This is a genomic window from Herbiconiux sp. (genome assembly GCF_004297105.1).
GTDB lineage: Bacteria > Actinomycetota > Actinomycetes > Actinomycetales > Microbacteriaceae > Herbiconiux.
On record NZ_SCVE01000020.1, the window covers coordinates 241,781 to 261,815 of the forward strand.

The 20,035-nt window shown below is 64.9% G+C and carries 17 protein-coding genes and 1 pseudogene; 13 read left to right on the plus strand and 5 right to left on the minus strand.

Features of this window, described 5'->3' with window-relative positions; genetic code table 11:
• Window positions 1-41: 41 nt before the first annotated feature.
• Window positions 42-1,358 carry an MFS transporter gene (locus EPO52_RS17230; protein ID WP_290809039.1) on the minus strand — a complete coding sequence of 439 codons (1,317 nt, stop codon included), beginning with the start codon at window positions 1,356-1,358 and terminating at the stop codon, window positions 42-44.
• A 70-nt stretch (window positions 1,359-1,428) separates the two neighbouring features.
• A complete protein-coding gene (locus tag EPO52_RS17235) occupies window positions 1,429-2,367 on the minus strand; it encodes a PAC2 family protein (protein ID WP_290809041.1) in 939 nt (312 codons plus the stop codon).
• Window positions 2,368-2,453: 86 nt separating this feature from the next.
• Here EPO52_RS17235 and EPO52_RS17240 point away from each other — a divergent pair, with 86 nt between their 5' ends.
• The 3 genes from EPO52_RS17240 to sucB all read left to right on the plus strand — a co-directional run bounded on the left by EPO52_RS17240 (window position 2,454) and on the right by sucB (window position 6,971).
• A complete protein-coding gene (locus EPO52_RS17240; protein WP_290809043.1) occupies window positions 2,454-3,980 on the plus strand; it encodes a leucyl aminopeptidase in 1,527 nt (508 codons plus the stop codon).
• A 90-nt stretch (window positions 3,981-4,070) separates the two neighbouring features.
• Entirely contained in the window at window positions 4,071-5,444 is a 1,374-nt protein-coding gene (gene lpdA, locus EPO52_RS17245) for a dihydrolipoyl dehydrogenase (RefSeq protein ID WP_290809045.1), read from the plus strand.
• 81 nt (window positions 5,445-5,525) lie between these two features.
• A complete protein-coding gene (gene sucB, locus EPO52_RS17250) occupies window positions 5,526-6,971 on the plus strand; it encodes a 2-oxoglutarate dehydrogenase, E2 component, dihydrolipoamide succinyltransferase (protein ID WP_290809047.1) in 1,446 nt (481 codons plus the stop codon).
• Between the two features lie 822 nt (window positions 6,972-7,793).
• Here the strand turns inward: sucB and EPO52_RS17830 are convergent.
• Window positions 7,794-8,228, minus strand: a pseudogene (locus EPO52_RS17830) (hypothetical protein); the annotation flags it as partial.
• A gap of 149 nt (window positions 8,229-8,377) precedes the next feature.
• Between EPO52_RS17830 and EPO52_RS17255 the strand changes: the two are divergent.
• The 3 genes from EPO52_RS17255 (at window position 8,378) to glnA (ending at window position 11,076) form a co-directional block, all read left to right on the plus strand.
• Entirely contained in the window at window positions 8,378-9,091 is a 714-nt protein-coding gene (locus EPO52_RS17255) for a DUF4191 domain-containing protein (RefSeq protein ID WP_290809048.1), read from the plus strand.
• 7 nt (window positions 9,092-9,098) lie between these two features.
• Window positions 9,099-9,509, plus strand: a complete 411-nt coding sequence (locus tag EPO52_RS17260) for an RDD family protein (protein ID WP_290809050.1) — start codon at window positions 9,099-9,101, stop codon at window positions 9,507-9,509.
• 142 nt (window positions 9,510-9,651) lie between these two features.
• Window positions 9,652-11,076: a type I glutamate--ammonia ligase gene (gene glnA / locus EPO52_RS17265; RefSeq protein ID WP_290809052.1), complete on the plus strand. Its 1,425-nt coding sequence runs from the start codon at window positions 9,652-9,654 to the stop codon at window positions 11,074-11,076.
• Here glnA and EPO52_RS17270 read toward each other — a convergent pair.
• Both EPO52_RS17270 and EPO52_RS17275 read right to left on the minus strand, forming a co-directional pair.
• On the minus strand, window positions 11,018-12,193 hold the full coding sequence (locus EPO52_RS17270) for a site-specific integrase (protein WP_290809054.1): 1,176 nt from the start codon (window positions 12,191-12,193) through the stop codon (window positions 11,018-11,020). The two genes, glnA and EPO52_RS17270, sit on opposite strands and share 59 nt — an antisense overlap.
• On the minus strand, window positions 12,193-12,726 hold the full coding sequence (locus EPO52_RS17275; protein WP_290809056.1) for a helix-turn-helix transcriptional regulator: 534 nt from the start codon (window positions 12,724-12,726) through the stop codon (window positions 12,193-12,195). Before EPO52_RS17275 ends, EPO52_RS17270 begins: the two co-directional genes overlap by 1 nt.
• A gap of 77 nt (window positions 12,727-12,803) precedes the next feature.
• On the opposite strand from EPO52_RS17275, the gene EPO52_RS17280 reads away from it, so the two are divergent.
• From EPO52_RS17280 to EPO52_RS17835, 7 genes are all read left to right on the plus strand, one after another.
• On the plus strand, window positions 12,804-12,995 hold the full coding sequence (locus EPO52_RS17280; protein ID WP_290809058.1) for a helix-turn-helix domain-containing protein: 192 nt from the start codon (window positions 12,804-12,806) through the stop codon (window positions 12,993-12,995).
• 349 nt (window positions 12,996-13,344) lie between these two features.
• Window positions 13,345-13,716, plus strand: a complete 372-nt coding sequence (locus EPO52_RS17285; RefSeq protein WP_290809060.1) for a hypothetical protein — start codon at window positions 13,345-13,347, stop codon at window positions 13,714-13,716.
• Window positions 13,713-14,027, plus strand: a complete 315-nt coding sequence (locus EPO52_RS17290; RefSeq protein ID WP_290809062.1) for a hypothetical protein — start codon at window positions 13,713-13,715, stop codon at window positions 14,025-14,027. Before EPO52_RS17285 ends, EPO52_RS17290 begins: the two co-directional genes overlap by 4 nt.
• Window positions 14,027-14,512, plus strand: coding sequence for a hypothetical protein (locus EPO52_RS17295; RefSeq protein ID WP_290809064.1), 486 nt, complete (start codon window positions 14,027-14,029; stop codon window positions 14,510-14,512). Before EPO52_RS17290 ends, EPO52_RS17295 begins: the two co-directional genes overlap by 1 nt.
• A gap of 255 nt (window positions 14,513-14,767) precedes the next feature.
• Window positions 14,768-16,705: a hypothetical protein gene (locus tag EPO52_RS17300; protein WP_290809066.1), complete on the plus strand. Its 1,938-nt coding sequence runs from the start codon at window positions 14,768-14,770 to the stop codon at window positions 16,703-16,705.
• A gap of 417 nt (window positions 16,706-17,122) precedes the next feature.
• Window positions 17,123-18,442, plus strand: a complete 1,320-nt coding sequence (locus EPO52_RS17305; RefSeq protein WP_290809068.1) for a phage major capsid protein — start codon at window positions 17,123-17,125, stop codon at window positions 18,440-18,442.
• Window positions 18,443-19,437: 995 nt separating this feature from the next.
• The gene (locus EPO52_RS17835; RefSeq protein WP_363340813.1) at window positions 19,438-19,728 is read left to right on the plus strand and encodes an HNH endonuclease; all 291 of its coding nucleotides are present in this window, start codon (window positions 19,438-19,440) and stop codon (window positions 19,726-19,728) included.
• Window positions 19,729-20,035: the final 307 nt, after the last annotated feature.

Here is a 20,035-nt window from a genome sequence, read left to right on the forward strand (position 1 = left end):
TCATTATCAATTATTGCACGGAAAGAACAGCCCTCTCGCCGTCACGCCCCCCGGCGCTTCCAGGCTCTGAGGAGTGCAACCCAGATGGGACCCACGGATATTCCCTCGTCCTCCTCAAGTTTGCGCCGCGTTCGCTTGCGGGCGAACAGGAGCATCACCACTCCGAAGCCGATCACCAGATACTGCACCGCAAAGGCGCGCCGGAATGCATCGAGGTCGTACAGGGTGGCGCTGACGCCCGCGTCGAACTGCGCGTCGAGGATGACCCCGATCAAGAACATGGTGACGAAGCTCGCGGTGAATCCACCGACGTTCACGATGCCGTTCGCCGACCCAAGCGAACGGATCGGATTGAAGGAGCGGGCGAAGTCGAAGCCGATGAGGGAGCCCGGCCCGCCCACGCCCATCGTGATGACGAGCACCGCGATCAGCCAGGTGGGCGGCACGCCGGGCCAGAGCAGCACGAACGCCCACACGACGCCGAGGAGGCCCGTGATACCGAGCACGAGGTTCGAGCGCCTCATCGGATAGCGGGCCGTGAGGATGCCGAGGATGGGTCCGGCGATGAGTCCGGTGACCACGACGATGACGAGGAAGAGGGATGCGACGCCCGGCTCGAACCCGAGCGCCGACACCATGAAGGGGAAGCCCCAGAACAACGAGAAGACGGTGCCGGACGACTGCGTGACGTAGTGCGACCAGAAGCCGAGCTGGGTGCCCGGGCGGCGGATCGTGTGCGTCAGTCCCTTCAGCGCATCCCTGATCGAGGCCACACGGGGCATCTCGGCCACACCGGCCGGGCGATCGGCGAGGAACACGACGCCCAGCACGAAGGCCACGAAGGAGAGCGCGGCGGCGGCCGAGAACGCGACGCTCCAGCCGGCGTCGTGCAGCAGGAGCGCGAAGGGCACGGCGGAGAGGATCTGGCCGATCGCGCCCACGTTGCCGGTCCACTGGGAGAGAAGGGGCACGCTGCGGCCCTGGAACCACGAGTTGATGAGCCGGATGAGTGAGATGAACACGGCTGCATCGCCGGCTCCCACCAGGATGCGGCCCACGATCGCGACCGAGATGGTGGGGGCGAACGCCAGCACGAGCTGGCCCGCCACCATGACCGCGGAACCCGTGGTGATGAGGACCTTCGGGCCCACCCGGTCGATCAGCAGCCCGATCGGGATCTGCAGGCCCGCGTAGACCACCAGTTGCACCACGGCCAGGCTCGAGAGCAGGGCGGCGGTGGTGTCGAACCGCTCGGCGGCCGAGACCCCGGCGACGCCGAGGGTCGATCGCTGCATGACCGCAGCCATGTAGGCGAACACGCCGACGGCGAAGACGAGCCAGGAGCGACGGGAGTTCACTGCGTCGAGTGTACTCGCGGGTTGCCGCGCTCTCGCCGGACCACGGGACTGCCCCCGCGCGCCGGCCCGATCAGGAAGGGCGGATCTCGCCCGTGGGGAAGTCGTCGCCCGGGCGCTTGCCCGCGAGGAAGCGCTCCAACTCGTCGGCGATCTCATCGGCCGAGGGCAGTTCGCCGTCGACATCCGTGAGCGGAGACCGGAGGCTCGTGCCTTCCATATAGGTGTCGTGCCGCTCTTCCAGCGTGTGCACGAGGCGAGCGAGCTCGCCGTTCGACTCGACCTGCTCGTCGATCTTGCCCACGAACACGCGCCCCTCTTCGCGGAGGCGGTCGGTGGGGAAGATGAGGCCTGTGGCGGCGCTGATGCTCTCGAGTCCCACCAACGCCGTGGCGGGGTACTCGGTGTCGGCGAGGTAGTGCGGAACGAGGAGCACGAAGCCCACGATCGGATGGCCCAGCTCCTGCAGGCGGTACTCCACCAGGTGCAGGGCGTTGGCGGGCGCCTGGGTGCTCGGGCGCCAGACCGACATCGAGTCGATGATCTCGATGCGATTGCCGCTCACCGTCACATTGATGGGGCGCGTGTGCGGAACCGGCATGGGGATGGCGTGCACCCAGGTGGTGGTCTTCACCTTGAAAAGCTGCACGATCTCGATCACCGCCTGCGCGAACCGTTCCCACTGGAAGTCGGGCTCGAAGCCGTTCAGGAAGAGGAACTTCTGCCCCAGCTCGTCGGTGACGAGGTAGAGGGCGAGCTTCTGCGGCTCGAAGTCGCTGATGTGGTCTTGATCGAACGTGATGATCGGTCGGCGGGCCCGGTAGTCGAGCAGGGTGTCGGCGTCGAACTCCGCCACGATCTGATGATCGAGGGTGTCGAGCAGGTAGTCACCCAGCTGCGACACGGCGCCACCCGCATCCGTGAACCCGGTGAGCGCGGCGACAAGATTGAGGCCGTCGGGAACGAGCCCCGCATCGGCCACGACGTCGTAGAGCCCGCTCGGTCGTTGCATGCTTCAACTCTAAACGGGGGCGGCCGGGGTATCGGGGCCTCTCGGCATGCCGAGAGCGAACACGGTCTGCTGGGTAGCATGGCGTGATGACTTCGGCATCGCTCTCCCTCCGCTCCCCCGACCAGTCCTTGAGCGACCAAGAGGTGCTCGTGCTCGCGGCCTCCGGCGGCCAAGACGCGATCGAGCTGCGCGGTGGAGACGCATCGGCGACGCTCGCGGGCGCGGGCCCGTCCCTGGTGGCCGCGCTCGCCGCAGTGGGCTTCTCGGGCAAGAAGGACGAGTTCGTGCGCGTTCCCGCGCCGTCGGTGATCGGCGCCAAGTCGATCGCCGTCGTGGGACTCGGTACCTCCGCGGCCGGTGTCGACGATCTGCGCTACGCCGCCGGTGTGGCCGGGCGGCGCGCGGGCTCCACCGACCGCGTGGTTCTCGACTTCGGTGTCACCGACACCGCGGAGCTCATCGCCGTGCTCGAAGGCGCCGGCATAGGCTCCTACGATTTCTCCGACTATCGCGGCACTGGAACCACGCGCGACGCCGACAAGGGCGCCGATGCTCCCGAGATCTCGGTCGTCGTGGCCGACCCGACCGCGGATGAGTCCGTCGCCGCCGTCGCGCGCGCCGCCGCCGCGGTCGACGCCGTGAACCTCGTGCGCGACCTCGTGAACATCCCCGCGCTCGATCTCTACCCCGCGGTCTATGCGGATCGGGTCTCCCAGCTCGCCGAGGGGCTCCCGCTCGATGTGACGGTGTGGGACTTCGATGCCCTCGTGGCCGATGGTTTCGGCGGCATCGTGGGAGTGGGTCAGGGTTCGACCAGGCCGCCTCGGCTCGTGCGCGTCGACTACGCCCCCGAGGGCGCATCCGGCCACGTCGCACTGGTGGGCAAGGGCATCACCTTCGACACGGGCGGACTCTCGCTGAAGCCCCCGGTGTCGATGATCGGCATGAAATACGACATGGCCGGCTCGGCCACCGTGCTGGCCACCGTGATCGCCGCAGCGAAACTCGGAGTCGACACCCGCATCACGGCCTGGCTCTGCCTTGCGGAGAACATGCCGTCGGGAGTGGCCATCCGCCCGGGCGACGTGCTCACCATCAAGGGCGGTCGCACCGTCGAGGTCCTGAACACGGATGCGGAGGGCCGCCTCGTGCTCGCCGACGGCATCGTGGCTGCGGGTGAGGAGTCGCCCGACGCCATCATCGACGTCGCGACGCTCACGGGCGCCGCCGTGGTGGCACTCGGCAACCGCTACGTCGCCACGATGGGCGACGAAGCGCTTGTCGAGACGGTGCTGAGCGCGGCCCGCGAGGCCGGAGAGCCCCTCTGGCCGATGCCCCTGCCCTCGGAGATGCGGCCTCTCCTGAACTCCGACATCGCCGACATCGCCAACGTGAAGCCCGGCAACACCGCGGGCGGGATGCTCGTGGCCGGTGTCTTCCTGCAGGAGTTCGTGGGCACGAAGGCCGACGGCAGCCGGATCCCGTGGGCGCACCTCGACATCGCGGGGGCGGCGCAGAACAAGGAGGGCGGATACGGCTACACGGTGAAGGGCCCGACCGGTGCCACCGTGCGCACTCTGCTGCGCTTTGTCGAGGGGTACTCCCGCGCGTAGTAAGCTCGCATGGGCGAAAAAATCTCGCCCGATCTCCTGTGCACGTCGCACGGACGTGGCAGGAAAACTGACGCACGAGGGAGTTGCTAGGTGTCGGAACAGACCTTTGACATTGTGGTTCTCGGCGGTGGCAGCGGCGGATACGCTGCAGCACTGCGGGCAAGCCAATTGGGCTTCACAGTCGCGATGATCGAGAAGGACAAGGTCGGGGGCACGTGCCTCCACCGTGGCTGCATCCCCACCAAGGCGCTCCTCCACTCGGCGGAGGTGGCCGACGTCTCGCGCGAATCGGCCAAGTACGGCGTGAACACCACGTTCGACGGGATCGACATCGCCGCCGTCACCGCTTACCGCGAGGGCATCGTCTCCAGCAAGTACAAGGGGCTCGAGGGTCTCGTGAAGGCGCGCAAGATCACCACGATCGCCGGTGAGGGCAAGCTCACCTCGCCCACCACCGTTCAGGTCGGCGACGACACCATCGTGGGCAAGAAGGTCATCCTCGCCACCGGCTCGTACTCCCGTTCGCTGCCCGGCCTGGAGATCGGCGGCCGGGTCATCACCTCGGAGCACGCTCTCGCACTCGATTTCATCCCGAAGAAGGTCGTCATCCTCGGCGGTGGCGTGATCGGCGTGGAGTTCGCCAGCGTCTGGAAGTCGTTCGGCGCCGACGTCACCATCATCGAAGCCCTCCCCCACCTCGTGCCCAACGAGGACGAGGCCATCTCGAAGCAGTTCGAGCGTGCGTTCCGTAAGCGCGGCATCGCATTCAACCTCGGCACCCGCTTCCAGGGCGTGACGCAGGACGAGAACGGCGTGGTCGTCACCCTCGAAGACGGCAAGACCTTCGACGGCGAGCTGCTGCTCGTCGCTGTCGGCCGTGGCCCCGCCACTCAGGGGCTGGGCTTCGAGGAAGCCGGAGTCACCATCGACCGCGGCTTCGTCATCACCAACGAGCGCCTCGAGACGAGCGTTCCCGGTGTCTACGCCGTGGGTGACATCGTTCCCGGTCTGCAGCTGGCCCACCGCGGCTTCCAGCAGGGCATCTTCGTGGCCGAGGAGATCGCGGGCCTCAACCCGCAGGTCGTCGAGGACGTGAACATCCCCAAGGTCACCTACTCCGACCCCGAGGTCGCATCGGTGGGTCTCACCGAGGCGAAGGCCGCCGAGAAGTACGGCGCCGACAAGATCTCGTCGTACGACTACAGCCTGGCCGGCAACGGCAAGAGCCACATCATCGGCACCACCGGTTCGGTGAAGGTCGTGCGCGTCAACGACGGCCCCGTGATCGGCATCCACATGATCGGCGCCCGAGTGGGCGAGCTGATCGGCGAGGGCCAGCTCATCGTGAACTGGGAGGCCTACCCCGAAGACGTGGCCTCGCTCGTGCACGCACACCCCACCCAGAACGAGGCTCTCGGCGAAGCGCACCTCGCGCTCGCCGGAAAGCCGCTTCACGCCATCTGAGCCATCCGGCCACGGGCACACCCGCAACACGTAGGGCCGACTAGGCTTGGCAACGAACGGTTCCATAAGGAGACAAAAGTCATGAGCGAATCCGTCAACCTTCCCGCACTCGGAGAGAGTGTCACCGAAGGAACGGTCACCCGATGGCTCAAGAACGTCGGCGATCGTGTCGAGGTTGACGAGCCCCTTCTCGAGGTCTCGACCGACAAGGTCGACACCGAGATCCCTTCGCCTGTCGCGGGGGTGATCGAGGCGATCCTGGTTCAGGAAGACGAGACCGTCGAGGTCGGCACCGCGCTGGTGACCATCGGTGACGGATCCGGCGCCGCAGCTGCTCCTGCGGCCGAGGCTCCCGCCGCGCCTGCGGAGGAAGCCCCAGAAGAGGTCGTGACCCCGTCGGCGGAGGCTCCTGCTCCCGCCGAGGAGACGCCGGCGGCTGCTCCGGCACCCGTTCAGGAAGCTCCGGCGGCTGCTCCGGAGCCCGTCGCACCGGCACCCGCCGCCGCCCCGGCACCCGCCGCTGCACCGGCACCCGTTGCCGCTCCGGCGCCTGCTGCCGCCCCGGCTCCGACCGTCGCCGCCCCGGCACCCGCCGCCGAGGCGACTCCCGCCTCGGGCGCCAACGCCGGCTACGTCACCCCGCTCGTGCGCAAGCTCGCCCACGATCAGGGAATCGACCTCTCCACCGTCACCGGTACCGGCGTCGGCGGTCGCATCCGCAAGGAAGACGTGCTCGCCGCCGCCTCCGCTGCCACGACCCCCGCGTCGACGTCTCCGGTCGCCACGAAGCGTGCCCCGCTGGAGACCTCGCCGCTCCGCGGCACGACCCAGCCCATGTCGCGCCTCCGCAAGGTGGTCGCGGAGCGCGCCGTGGCGTCGATGCAGGCTTCCGCGCAGCTCACCACTGTGGTCGAGGTGGATGTCACGAAGGTGGCCGCCTACCGCGATTCCGTGAAGGCCGCCTTCGCCGAGAAGACGGGCACGAAGCTCTCGTTCCTGCCGTTCTTCGCCCTGGCCGCCGCCGAGGCCCTCAAGGCCTACCCGGTGATCAACGCCACGGTCGACGGCGACTCCATCGTCTACCCCGACCACGAGGGCATCAGCATCGCGGTCGACACCGAGCGCGGCCTGCTCACCCCCGTGGTGAAGAACGCCGGCGACCTCGACATCGCGGGCTTCGCCGCCCAGATCGCCGACCTCGCCGCCCGCACGCGCGACAACAAGCTGAAGCCCGACGAGCTGTCGGGGGGCACCTTCACCCTCACGAACACCGGTTCGCGGGGAGCCCTGTTCGACACGCCTCTCGTGTTCCTGCCGCAGGTCGCCATCCTGGGCACCGGTGCCGTCGTGAAGAAGCCCGCCGTGGTGACGGTGGATGGCAGCGATGCGATCGCCGTGCGCTCCATGGTGTACCTGGCCCTCAGCTACGATCACCGCATCGTCGACGGAGCCGACGCCGCTCGCTTCCTCACGGCCGTGAAGAACCGCCTGGAAGACGGCGACTTCGCCGCCGACCTCGGGATCTGAGCCCACCCGATACGAACGGATGCGCCAACCGGCCTCGCCCCTCACCACGAGGAGCGAGGCCGGTTGCGTTGTGGGCAGCGTTCCCGTGATGAGCGCGATCCCGCCGATCCGCTGCACCAGGCCCAGCTCGCCGAGGGCGGCCAGCGGGTCGGCCATGGCCGTGGTCGCGGGCCGCGCGAGCTGCTGATCCTCGAGCATGGCGGGCGAATCCCACTCGTCGACCGCATCGAGACAGATCGCATCCGCATCGGCGAGACAGGCCGCGCGGAGCGGGAGGAGCGACGTGGCGGCGATCAGCGGATCTTCAGACCCCCTGTCGCCGAGAGGCGGAACAGCGGTGGGCGCCTCGGTCGCGATGGGCGATGAGGTGAGGGAAGCGGCCGCGTCATTCCTTGTCGGGAGCGCCACGCAGAGTGCGACCGCCCCGACGATCACCACGGCGCCGCCTGCCACAAGAAAGCGCCGGCGCGCGGAGCGCAGGATGCCGCCCCTCGCCCGGGTCACCCTCGCGCGGAGCACCCGTGCGATCTCGACGACCGCAGCCAGCGCCGGCTCGATCGCCTCGGCCAGCTCCGGCTCCGGGGCGGTCACCCCGTCTGCACCGGGTGGTGCCACGGGCTCCTGCCATCCCCATCCGTCGCCCGCATCGGTTGGAGTCTCGATCAGGTCACGGCGATGTGACTCCCTGGACGGCAGGATGAGCTGCCCCATCCGCTCGAGCGCGCGCAGGTCACCGCTCACCGCCTCGGCGTAGCCCGGATCGCCCGAACGCGCCACAGTGCCGAATCCGACCAACGACACCGTTCCGTCGTCGGCGAGCAGGATCGTCTCCGGCGCGATGCTCCCGTGCGCGACACCCGCATCGTGCAACCGCGACACCACCTGCCGGAGCCTCGGCACCACCGCTGCGAGGTGCGCGGAGTCAGCGGCCTCCGGCGCCGGCCCCTTGCGGCCCAGGGCAAGACGGCCCGAGAGTGCCACCCCCGGGCAGCGCGTCATCACGATGATGCGGCGGCGGTGCTCGTGGAGCACATCGAGGAGGCGAGGCATGGCCGCGATGGGATGGTCGAGAAGAACCTGGCACTCGGCGTCGCGAGAGCGCTCGGCCGACGGATCGCACGCCTTCAGCGCCACCACCTCGCCGCCGTCGATCGGCTCCGCGAGGTAGACGTTGGCGTGCGGCCCGACTCCGACGAGCTCGAGCAGGCGGTGTTCGGCGAAGACAGGTGTGAGGGACAGGGGCATGGCACCCAGCATCGTGATCGGCGACCGCGGTGCATCCGCCGTCCGCCGATCTGTGCACAGATCGCGCCGCACTCCCCCTGTGCAGAACGGTGCGCTGTGGGCGGAACGGTGCGCTCGACTCGTGGCACCCGGCGCCGGTACGACGAAGTATCCTTGGAGTCATGGCACGCACGACCGAGAAGTCCCCCAAGGCCCCCAAAGAGCCCGGCCGCATCAAGCAGATGTGGCAGGTCTTCAAGATGACCCGCCGCTACGACTCCAACGCGGTCTGGCTCATGGCGCTCGGTTTCGCCCTGCCCGTTCTCGCCGGTGTCGCGTTCGCACTGATCTTCTCGCGCGAGAACGTCTTCGGCCTCGTCATGTGGATCCTCGCGGGCGTGCTCGCAGGCCTGCTCATCGCTCTCATCATTCTCGGCCGCCGCGCCGAACGCGCGGCCTACAAGCAGATCGAAGGCCAGCCCGGCGCGGTGGGCGCGGTGCTCCGAAGCTCGCTCAAGCGCAGCTGGGTCGGCAGCGAGATGCCCGTGGCCGTGAACGGCAAGACCCAGGATGCGGTCTACCGCGCCGTCGGGCGAGGCGGTGTCGTGCTGATCAGCGAGGGCCCGCGCTCGCGCACCACGAAGATGCTCGACGAGGAGCGCCGCAAGGTGCTCCGCATCCTGCCGAACGTGCCTGTCACCTACCTCTCGGTCGGTCCCGATGCCGATGCCGTTCCGCTGCACCGCGTCGCCGCCAAGCTCGCGCGCATCAAGCCCAGCCTCACGAAGCCCGAAGTGCTGGCCGTGAGCAACCGTCTCACCTCGCTCTCGTCGTCACCGCTGCCGATCCCGAAGGGCATCGACCCGATGCGCATGCGTCCGCAGCGCGGTCGCTGAGCACCGCGTGACAGCCTCGACCGGCGGAGCTGCGCCGAGCGCCTGGCCGGGCGAACGTCTCGGGTTCAACCGTGAAGGCCGGGGATCCGTGGCGCGCCCGGGCCGGCGCATCCTGGCGCTTCTGATCGACTTCGCGTTCTGCTACGTGATCTACTTCGCGTTCTTCTTCGACAACCCGTGGGCGTCGAGCCTCATCTTCTTCATCGAACAGGTAGTGCTGATGATCACACTCGGTGGTGGGCTCGGGCACCTCCTTCTCGGGCTCCGCGTCGTGCGCCTGAACGGGTCGTACGCGGGGTGGTGGCGGCCCATCCTGCGAACGGTGCTGCTGATGCTCGTGGTGCCGGCCGTCATCTGGGACTCGGATCAGCGAGGCCTGCACGATGTGTTCTCGGGCACCGTTCTGGTGAAGCGCTAGCAGGTTCGGAGAGCAGTTCCCGAGCAACCCGTAACACGCCGGAAACAATCGCGACACTGCTGGGTAATGGCGTGCACCTATCCTAACGAGTGGCTACATCTTTGTAGTTTTTCCTGTTCCAAGCCATTTGGAGATCCTTCACATGTTCAGTGATTCTTCCGAGGTGCTCAAGTTCATCAAGGACACCGACGTCAAGTTCCTTGACATCCGGTTCACCGACCTGCCCGGTGTCCAGCAGCACTTCAACATTCCCGCCTCCACCGTCGACGAGGACTTCTTCGCCGTCGGCCAGCTCTTCGATGGCTCGTCGATCCGCGGTTTCGCGTCGATCCACGAGTCCGACATGCAGCTCATCCCTGACGTCTCCACGGCTTACGTCGACCCGTTCCGTGCCGAGCGCACGCTGATCCTGGTGTTCGACATCTACAACCCCCGCAACGGCGAGATCTACTCGCGCGACCCGCGTCAGGTGGCCAAGAAGGCCGAGAAGTACCTCGCCTCCACCGGCATCGCCGACACAGCGTTCTTCGCTCCCGAGGCCGAGTTCTACATCTTCGACGACGTGCGCTACGAGGTGAAGCAGAACTCGAGCTTCTACGCCGTGGACTCCTCCGAGGGTGCCTGGAACTCCGGCCGCGAGGAGGAGGGCGGCAACCTGGCCAACAAGACCCCGTTCAAGGGCGGCTACTTCCCCGTGAGCCCGGTCGACCAGCACGCCGACCTGCGCGACGACATCTGCCTCAAGCTGATCGATGCCGGCCTCATCCTGGAGCGTTCGCACCACGAGGTGGGCACCGGCGGCCAGGGCGAGATCAACTACCGCTTCGACACCATGGTGCACGCGGCAGACGACATCCTGAAGTTCAAGTACATCGTCAAGAACACGGCGAACCAGTGGGGCAAGACGGCCACATTCATGCCGAAGCCGCTCTTCGGAGACAACGGCTCGGGCATGCACACCCACCAGTCGCTGTGGAACGACGGCAAGCCGCTGTTCTACGACGAGGCCGGCTACGGCGGTCTGAGCGATCTCGCTCGCTGGTACATCGGTGGCCTGCTGAAGCACGCTCCCGCTGTGCTCGCGTTCACGAACCCGACGGTGAACTCGTACCACCGCCTGGTTCCCGGCTTCGAGGCACCCGTGAACCTGGTCTACTCGGCCGGTAACCGCTCGGCGTCGATCCGTATCCCGATCACGGGCACCAACCCCAAGGCGAAGCGCATCGAGTTCCGCGCTCCGGATGCCTCGGGCAACCCGTACCTCGCCTTCGCTGCGCAGCTCATGGCCGGCCTGGACGGCATCCAGAACCGCATCGAGCCGCACGAGCCCGTGGACAAGGACCTCTACGAGCTCCCCCCGGAAGAGGCCAAGAACATCCCCCAGGTCCCCGCGACCCTGGAGGGCGCCCTGGCCGCGCTCGAAGCCGACCACGAGTTCCTCACGAAGGGCAACGTCTTCACGCCCGACCTGATCGAGACGTGGATCAGCTACAAGCGCGAGAACGAGATCAAGCCGATCGCCCAGCGCCCGCACCCCTTCGAGTACGAGCTCTATTACGGGGTGTAGCTAGATCACGCGGGATTCCGGGGGTTTTGACCCCTCTAGTCCGCAAAAAGTCCGCACGAGTTGCCATTGTCTCCGCGATGGCAGCTCGTGCGGACTCTTCTTTGTCCGGCCACATGTGCCCGTAGGTGTCGAGGGTGACTTTCGCGGATGCGTGGCGCAGCAGCTTCTGAACCGTCTTGATGTCCATGTTCGACGCGATCAGGAACGACGCGAAGTAGTGCCGCAGATCATGGATGCGGAATCCGGGCGGTAGCCCCTTGATCGAGTCGGCCACCTTTCGAAATGCCGTCTCGATTGTGTAGGGCGACACCGGACGCCCGAAGGCTCCGACGACGAGGGTTGCGCTCCCCCACTTGGCCGGCACCCGAGAAAGCTCGGTGCAGAGGTCAAGGGGAATTGGGATGGGCGTTTTTGACGTTTCAGTCTTGAGCGGTTCTGCCGGGTACTGAATCTCCGGGGTGATGATCCCGCGGAGGAAATCGACATCGCTCGTGCGGAGTGCCGCTATCTCGCCGATGCGGAGGCCGGCGAACGCGCCGAGCAGGATTACCGGGCGAAAGTGCGCCGGCATCCGCTCGTGCAGCTCCCACACCTGTTCCGTCGTCGCGACGTACATCCGCTGCTTGGCTTGCCCTGGGGATGTACGCCGGCTAACCGGAGAACGGGGCACCAGGCCATCGTGAACCGCGTCGGTGAAGATGTGCGAGAGCCGCGAGTGCAGCGCGTAGACGGTCGAATCTGCCAAGCCCGAGCCCTTGAGCGCGGCCGTCCACGCCTTCACATCGGATGGACGCACGTCGCGGAGCTGCCGCGTGCCGAACGCCTTCTTGATGTGCTTCACGTGGGAGCGAGCCTGACGGACAGACGAGGCACGATTCTGCTCGTATGCAGAGAGCCACGTGTCGCACCACTCCCCCACGGTTAGCTTTGCGAGCTTCGGGTCAACGTAGGTGCCGGTTACGACCGAGCTGGTGACGTGATCGAGCCAGTGCTGCGCGCTGTCCTCGGGATGGCGCGGATTGTTCTTGTACTTGAAGTGCTGCGCGTGCTCTTTGCCGTCCGCGTCCCGGAATCGGGCACGCCACGAGCCATCCGGTCGCTGGCGGATGCTCGCCACTATCGCCCGTTGCTTTCGTAGAGGTGATCGGGATTGTCAGTGGGAGTCGTCGGCGTCTTCTGTACCAGCTTCACAAGCGATTCATTGAGTCCGGCTTCGACACTGAACCACCAGGGGCGCGAACGCTCGCGAAATTCGCCAAGCTCGCTTGCTTCCCTGTCTGGGTTGCTCGTGTCTAGGCGTAAGGGCTCGATACCAGCTCCCCATAGCCACACGACGAAGGCTTGCGTTCCGGTCGTCCCGCCGAGGTTCACTTGTTCATCTGGGGACTCGGGGAACGGGAGTAGAAGCGCGAGCGGAGATACATCGAACGCGCGCGCAAAGGCCATCACGTCGTCAACGTCGACCCGGCGATCGCCCGACTCTATTCGCCCGATGCTGGCTTTGGGTATCGGACGGCCAAACGTAGTCATCAGGCGCGAGAGGTCATCCTGGGTCAGTTCGAGATGCTGTCGGATTCTGCGTACACGATCACCAAACCTGACGCCGTTCGGGCCGATGTCGTTCCCGCGCTGCCGATCACTAGTTGCCATGCATTGAGCATAGTTGACTTCTAACGCAACTTGCCATAGTTTCCTTATAACGCAACTCACTGCGAAAGGAGGTAACTATGACCGAAGAGAAAAAGGACCAGACGATGCTCCTAACTTTCCAGGAGACGGCTGAGCGTCTGAGCCGGACTCCCGCCGCGCTTCGCTGGATGATCCACCGCGGTACTGCCCCGAAGTCAGGGCTAATCGCCGGGCGTCGGATGTTCCGAATCCACGATGTCGACGCCTTTATCGCAGCAGCGTTCGCCTAGACCACACAGCAACAGAACAGCCCGCCTGACGGGTCGGCAATTTCACAACACCACAGAGGAAAGAACTCTCCACCTGATTGCTAGGCCCTGCCTGCCCCATCGGGTGCGTGATGCACGCGGCTCTGATCCGCGCCACAGCGCCAAGCCTTCGAGCTTGGTCAGCCTCTCGCGCACCCCTCTGGGCTCGGTAACCCGTGCGGTGTGGAGTTCAGGAGCGTTCGACCTGGCGAGACTTTGCATCCTCGCCGGGAGGTACCCCCGGTTCGATTCCGGCGAACGCACGCAACACACAAACTATGCGGCTCAATGTGCCGCGTGATTGAACTACTCGCTCGAAAGGGACACACCTATGAACACGAACGAAGCACCCACCACCTCCCAACAGGTTGAACTGATGGCCGTTGATGCCGTTCGCGAATTCGAGAATGCGATGCGTCGGGCTTGGGATACAGCGGTTTCATGGGGTCTGGAAACGCTCTCGTTGGAAATGCGCAAGCCCCGCGATGTCGGAATCGGTGGCCGCGTCAAGGTCGTACGGCAGACACAGGTCGGAGGCCACATCCGCCACTTCCTTGATCCTGACGACGGGGTGCGTCGGCGACCACAAGAATTCGAGGGCGATACCTGGGCAGATAGCGAGTTTTCGCATGTGCACCTCGGCGACTGGATTCTCGTCGGTGAATCTGACGGCCTAGTAATTCTCGTCAAGGTGACTCGATGAAGCGGAAGCTGCTTCCGGCACCAGACAATCAGCCCTTTGTCCGGCTGACACCCCGCGCATTCGGGGAGGTCGATCCAGACACGTCAACCGACCTCGGGCTCGCGTATCGGCCTCATTTTCTCGTGTTCTGCAAGATGGGCATTGGGGCTCGGGCCACCTTGGTGAGCACCGACATGGAGTATGGGCAGCTCTTTGCCGCTGCATCGGCGGTCAGTGACGACTCCGAATGGACAGTCGCACTCAGCAAATTCGAACTGATGCTGTTTGGTTGGCCGGATCAATTGTTCGATCCCGAGAGGCTGGCGGATTAGTGGCAGGACGCATCCGCTCGATTAAACCAGAGTTCTGGCGAAGTGAGGATGTGGTCGCTCTACCAGTGCCAGCGAGACTCACGTTCATTGGCCTCTGGACGTACGTGGATGACTTCGGGAATGGCAACGCCAATCCGAAGGTCGTCAAGGCGACCGTGTGGCCCCTGGATGACGACGTAACCCCCGAAGCGATTCGAGGGCACATTGATCTGTTGGTCGCCGGGGGTCAGGTCGATATCTACGAGGCCAATGGGCGACAGTACCTCAGCATTTCCAATTGGGAAAAACACCAGAAGGTCGACCGCCCGTCCCGATCCAATATCCCCGCACCCGAAGAGGTACTCGATGTCATCGCGACAGGATCGCGAACCGTTCGCGAAGGGTTCGCGACGACATCGCGACGGATGTTCGCGCCGAAAGCGCAGAACCCCGAGATTCCGCCTCGCGAGGCATTCGCGAGCGGGACCGGTGCTCACTCGCGGTAGAGGGGAAAGGGAGTGGGAGTGAGTGCGAGGGACCAGCAAGTGAGACGAAACAGAGAGGGGTGTCGCGATATGGCACACGCAACATGGCAGGAAGCAAAGAGCACATTGGAGCGAGAGCTGGGATGGTCGCCCCCATTCTGTCCTCAGCATCCGGCCGGGACCGAGCAGCCGTGCAGACCTTGCGGTGACGCCCGCAAGCGACACGAGGCATGGAGTGCAGACATGGCCGATCAGGCGCTAAGGGGCCTCGACTAAATGGGCAGCTCTGTCAAAGACCTCATAATCAACATCCTGGCCGACGACAAAACCGGCAGCACGATCGATGGCGTCGGCGGCAAACTCGACAAGCTCAACAAAGGCATCAGCCGCGGTGCGACCGCGACTATTCTCGGGACAGTCGCAATTGGCGCAGCGGCCGTGGATGCGGGCATGGCGATGGATGGTGCTTATGACACCATCCAGCAGAGCACCGGAGCAACCGGAGCAAGCCTCGACGGCCTCAAGGGCTCGTTCGACAACGTGTTCACGAACGCACCTGTCGATATCGGGCTCACAGCCACAGCGATTGCCGAGCTGAATCAGCGAACAGGGCTGACGGGGCCAGGGCTCGAAAAGCTCACCACTCAGGTGCTGCTACTCGGCGACATGGCCGGGCAAGGTGAGGTCGATATCAACGGCCTCACCGGGGCAACGTCGCTGTTCCAGATTCCGGCCGAGGGCATGTCAGATGCACTCGACCAGCTCTTTGGAATTTCACAGGCTACCGGAGTCTCCGTCAACGACCTCACGGCCGGCGTCGGAGCCAATGGCTCAGCGCTCAAGGGTCTTGGGTTCTCGCTGGTCGAGTCCGCGCAGCTCGTCGGAACGCTCGACAAAGCCGGTGTCGACGCCACAGCAGTGACAACCGGAATGAGCAAAGGGTTCAAGAACCTAGCGCTCGCTGGCGAAGAGCCTCAAGAAGCGTTCCGACGCGTGGTCGGTGAAATCGGCGGCTTCCTCGCGGCCGGCGATCAGGCCGCAGCATTCGACCTCGCAGGGAAAGTGTTCGGTGCGCGCGGCTCAACCGAGTTCATCGGCGCTCTGCAAACCGGGGCGCTGAACCTCGACAGCATCACCGCGGCAGCAGGCGCGGCGAACTCATCGATCATCGACATGGCCGAGTCGACCGCCGATTTCCCAGAGAAGTGGACCGAGTTCGAGAACAAGGCCCGAAGCGCGCTCGCCGAGGTCGGAGAGAAGCTGATACCCGTCATCACCTCGGGATTCGACAAGCTCATGCCGGTAATCGACCTCGCTGCCGACAACATCGACGTGGTGCTCGGTTTCGGAACCGCGCTCGCGGCGGGAGCGGTCGCGGTGAAGGGCTACGAAGGCCTCCAAGCCATCGCCGGGGTTGTGGGATTCTTTCGCACAGCTCAGGTGGCCGCGACGGCCGCGACGACGGCAAACACGGCAGCGACCGTGGCGAACAACGTCGCATGGTACGCGAACCCCGTGACATGGATCGTGCTCGGCATCATCGCCGCGATAGCAGGCCTCGTCGTCGCCGGAATCTGGCTTGTGCAGAACTGGGAGGGCGTCTCCAAATGGCTCGGTGAAGCCGCACAGAACATTGCGAACGGTTTCAGCGGGGCAGTCGGGTTCGTGACCGACCTTTTCCTGAACTGGAACGTCATCGGCCTGCTGATCAAGAACTGGGAACCGATCAGCAAGTGGTTCTCCGACTGGTGGGGCACTGTCGTCAATAACGTGAACTGGGGCGTCCAGGAAATCGGTAAGGGTGTCGACGGAATCGTCGGATTCTTCACCGAAATCCCGAACCGAGTCGGTGACGCATGGAACGGTCTGGTCGACCTCGTAGCCGGCGCAATGATCAACATCATGAATTTCACCATCGACACGTGGAACAACACGCTCGGTGGGCTCGAATTCGACATGCCATGGTTCCTCGGTGGTGCCCATATCGCGTTCCCACGACTACAGAGCGTCCCCGCGCTCGCCGAGGGCGGCATCGTGACTGCTCCAACGTTCGCACTCATTGGCGAAGCCGGCCCCGAGGCAGTCGTTCCTCTCAGTCAATACAACCGAGGGGGTAGCGATGAGCCAATCCTTGTCGAACAGCACATCGAACTGAAAATCGACGGTCACCGGCTGTACGACCTGCTAGCAACGATTGGGCTGAAACGAAAATGAGCGAGTTCGCGACCACCATCCGAGGCTTCGGTCACTCTGAGATGGCGGCCCTCCCGTCATACGCTCGCTTCCGCGAAGCTCTCGCAGACCTTGTGGACGAGACTGGTCAGCCGCTCTCACGATTCCTCAGCGATGTTCGACACGCGGCCCTATCGAGTCCTTTCGGCGCGCTCTGCTCTGCAGATGAGCGCCACGGTACGGCCTGGCCCCATAAAGGCTCGATTCGGCCGGAAAGCGGCGGCATTCGGTGCCGCTACCGCTGTGTGACATGTGGCCACTACTGGTCGGCCATACATCAGCTCGATTCAGTCACCTGGTGCGACTGATCCACCGCAGGGCGTGCGTCGCTCGGCATATCGGCATAACGCCCCACATCGGGGCGGGCACTCAGTCATTCATCCTCGAAGGGAAACAAAAATGAGCAAGACGACTACCACCACCACCATTGCCCGTCTCGAACAGGAGCGCACGCAACTCTGGGAGGACAAGGGCGCAGCGCTCAGCGCGACTGCATCGACACGCGAGTTTACGGCCGATGAGGCGATCGCTTGGGAAACTGTCGAGCGTGATATCGGAGCGCTCGACCAGCAGCTCGCGAACCTCCGCACAGTGGCGCAGCAGGACGCCGCAATCGAAGCCTTCCAGCGCGAGCTGGATAGTTTCGCTCCCGACAAGGTCGACGCGCGTCGATGGATCAACACCGACACAAATCAGGTCGCCGCGCTCCGGGGCAACGAGCCGTTCGGCTCGCACCCGGTCGCCGCACGTCGTCTCGCGGGTCGCGATGACCATGCGCGAGCAATGTACTCCGGTGTGGGCGAGATGGTGCGCGCTCTCTCGACCACGGGCGGCTCTGCCATCGTTCCGACCATTTGGTCGAGCACGCTGATTGACCTTGCCCGAGCGAAGTCCGCGGTTGCTCAAGCAGGGGCGGCGGTCGTACCCATGGGCGCACCCACGGTCAACATTGGCCGCATGACCGGCGAACCGACAGCGACTTTCCGCACCGAGGGATCAGCCATCGCGCCCAGCGATCCGACGTTCGACAATGTGACCCTGATCGCCAAATCCCTTTCGGCACAGGTCATCGGCTCACGTGAGTGGTTCCAGGACGCGGAAAACGCCGATCAGGTGGTATCAGAGGCCATCGCGAAGGCCATCGCCGGGAAAATCGACCAGGTGGCACTTTATGGCGGAATAACCGCAGGCGCGGGCACGATCAACCTACCTACCCCGCTCAACCCTCGCGGCATCCTGGCGGCGCTCATCGCCACAAAGCCGGCGAACGTGCTCGGCTCTGCAACCAACGGAACCGTGCAGACTGCCGGCAAGTACTGGGACGAAATCATTGACCTGCTGTTTACAGTGCGCGACAGCAACGAATCACCGACGGGGCTCGTCTGGAACAGCAAGCTCGATCGGATGTATGCAAAGGCTTACGACACGACCGGGCAGCCTCTCGCAGTCCCGAGTGCCGTCGCAGAAGTGCCTCGGTTCAGCTCGAACACCATCCCCTCGTACACTCAGGGAACGATGGCGGGCCGGGCAACCGACGTGTTCGCGGGCGACTGGTCGAACCTCATCATCGGGCAGCGCCTCGACATCACCTTGCAGGTGCTGACCGAGCGCTACGCCGACACGGGCCAGATCGGGATCGTTGCTCACTGGCGCGGAGACATCCAGCCGGCCCGCCCCAGCGCATTCGCGGTGCACCGAGCCATCCAGGGCGCTGCGTGAGCACACTGGACTCGGAGTCCAGCAAGGCGCGGCGTGAAGCGGAAGCAGATGAGTCAGCGTCACGGCTCGCTCGCATCAGGGGTGAGGCCGCGACCAGCCGGATTACTCGGGCGAAAGCGGCACGATTCGCCCTGATCACAAACCTAAGCAGCCATGAGGCAGCGGGTGTGCTGGTGCCCGAATGGGCCGGCTCGCCTGCTGCTGCAAAGACTGGCGTCAACCACACCGCGGGTGTCATTCCCGAGTAACGGAACGGATGGCCGGCGAGCCTACCTTTCGGGGGCATAGACCCGACCAGCGCCAAGACGAATGGCCCACACCAGTCATGGTGTGGGCCATTCGTTCGTGTTAGACACTGTTCATCTAGTGCCCCTACGGTCGCGCCATGGGAATCGTAGTTGCCGCGCTGACATTCGTAGCCGTCATTGTCTTTCTTGGAATAGTCGGGGGGCTGCTATTCGCTGTGCTTGGAAACGTGCAATCACCGCGCGAGTCCCGGGCTCAAGCCGCAGCGATAGGTGAGTTCCGAGTCGAGGTTCGGCGCAGGGTCTTGATGGGCGTGGCCGAGAACCGCGCCGAAGCGGATGTGAAGGCAGAAACCATCGCGTTCTATGCAGCGGGCGGTTCGCTAGAGCGTTCTGGAATGCACCTGTCGAACGGCCGAACTCGATATTCCAGACCCTACGATCCAACCATCGTGACAAGTTGGCCGACGAAAGGGGGCGCGGACACCTGGGCCGCGGACTGGTATAAGCCCGCAGTGATGCCAGGGATAGCGCCGACAGCCGATCCCCAGGGTCGGCCTACCTTGCAGTGGGATGACTGACCGTGACAGAGCGACGAGCTATTGCCCGAGCCGAGGCCTTCCGGCGTGCCGGTGAAGCGTTCGCCGACGCGCTCGCACGTATCAACGCGGAGACATATTCAAAATCAAACCAGGGCGGGGGTGGTGATACCGCGTACCGACCGGAGAGAGGGAACAACAATGAGGATGAATGCCGAATCGACACAACGGCCCTGACCCAGAACCGTCGGGCCGAGCACGGCAGCGACTACTCGCGATAGTCAGCCCGCCAGGCTCGGTATGCCACCTATGCGACAAGCCCATTGTGTACGGCCTGCGGGCACGCCATCGGCTAGGCCCGTCCATGGATCACGTGATAGCACGCAGTAAGGGTGGCACCTGGGATGTGTGGAACCTCAAGCCTGCTCACTTCGGTTGTAACAGCGCTAGAGGGAACAGAGACATCCCGGCAAAAGCGGGCAAGCGGTCGCGAAGGTGGTAGCCGGTCGGGGCTGATGCGTTTTTTTGCATTCCAGCACGACGGGACACCCGCGCACTTCCATTTCTTCCCTCTCCCCGAGTCCAATACGTAGGTGTGGGGTCGAGAGGGCGGGAAATGGGTACCTTAAGCCATTGGACGCGCACCAGCAGGTAGGTGGTCGACCGCGGAAGATCGGCGCTAAGAAAGGCCTCTGGCGGAGTGCGATGTGGGTATCGCAAATGATGTACCCACATTGCAGATGTACCCACGCAATACCGTGGGTACGAGAGAGCCAATGTCCTCGAACGTTAGAGAACTCATGGCGGAG

Excerpts from the sequence above, each read along its gene's own strand:
- EPO52_RS17285 (WP_290809060.1), top strand. The coding sequence starts at position 13,345 with ATGAACACGAACGAAGCACCCACCACCTCCCAACAGGTTGAACTGATG.
- EPO52_RS17275 (WP_290809056.1), bottom strand. The coding sequence starts at position 12,726 with ATGGCAACTAGTGATCGGCAGCGCGGGAACGACATCGGCCCGAACGGC.
- sucB (WP_290809047.1), top strand. The coding sequence starts at position 5,526 with ATGAGCGAATCCGTCAACCTTCCCGCACTCGGAGAGAGTGTCACCGAA.
- EPO52_RS17835 (WP_363340813.1), top strand. The coding sequence starts at position 19,438 with ATGCCGAATCGACACAACGGCCCTGACCCAGAACCGTCGGGCCGAGCA.
- EPO52_RS17280 (WP_290809058.1), top strand. The coding sequence starts at position 12,804 with ATGACCGAAGAGAAAAAGGACCAGACGATGCTCCTAACTTTCCAGGAG.
- EPO52_RS17300 (WP_290809066.1), top strand. The coding sequence starts at position 14,768 with ATGGGCAGCTCTGTCAAAGACCTCATAATCAACATCCTGGCCGACGAC.
- EPO52_RS17290 (WP_290809062.1), top strand. The coding sequence starts at position 13,713 with ATGAAGCGGAAGCTGCTTCCGGCACCAGACAATCAGCCCTTTGTCCGG.
- EPO52_RS17240 (WP_290809043.1), top strand. The coding sequence starts at position 2,454 with ATGACTTCGGCATCGCTCTCCCTCCGCTCCCCCGACCAGTCCTTGAGC.
- EPO52_RS17235 (WP_290809041.1), bottom strand. The coding sequence starts at position 2,367 with ATGCAACGACCGAGCGGGCTCTACGACGTCGTGGCCGATGCGGGGCTC.
- EPO52_RS17305 (WP_290809068.1), top strand. The coding sequence starts at position 17,123 with ATGAGCAAGACGACTACCACCACCACCATTGCCCGTCTCGAACAGGAG.
- EPO52_RS17255 (WP_290809048.1), top strand. The coding sequence starts at position 8,378 with ATGGCACGCACGACCGAGAAGTCCCCCAAGGCCCCCAAAGAGCCCGGC.
- glnA (WP_290809052.1), top strand. The coding sequence starts at position 9,652 with ATGTTCAGTGATTCTTCCGAGGTGCTCAAGTTCATCAAGGACACCGAC.